Genomic DNA, 233 nt, shown 5'->3' with positions numbered 1-233 from the left:
GCACATGATCTGGCATCATATGACCTTCAATTATTTCTACTCCCTTATATTTGCACAACAAACGAATATAATCTCTCAGGTCTCTTCGGTATTGATTGAAGATCGCTTTACGTCTATACTTTGGTATGAATACGATGTGATACTTACATAACCACTTCGTATGGGCTAAGCTATTTAATTTATTAGCCATATTTATATAACCTCTTTTCCCTTATTGACTTTGGCTTGAACAC

Annotated in this window: 1 protein-coding gene; it reads right to left on the bottom strand. The window is 34.8% G+C overall.

Going from position 1 to position 233, the window contains the following annotated elements; genetic code table 11:
• On the bottom strand, positions 1–190 hold a 190-nt coding region (gene tnpA, locus P6709_RS20370), incomplete at its 3' end, for an IS200/IS605 family transposase (RefSeq protein ID WP_231823740.1).
• Between the last annotated feature and the right edge of the window lie 43 nt (positions 191–233).

It is taken from the genome of Jeotgalibacillus sp. ET6, assembly GCF_029667115.1.
Taxonomy (GTDB): Bacteria; Bacillota; Bacilli; order Bacillales; family Jeotgalibacillaceae; genus Jeotgalibacillus.
This window is presented reverse-complemented; position numbering and strand designations above follow the sequence as displayed.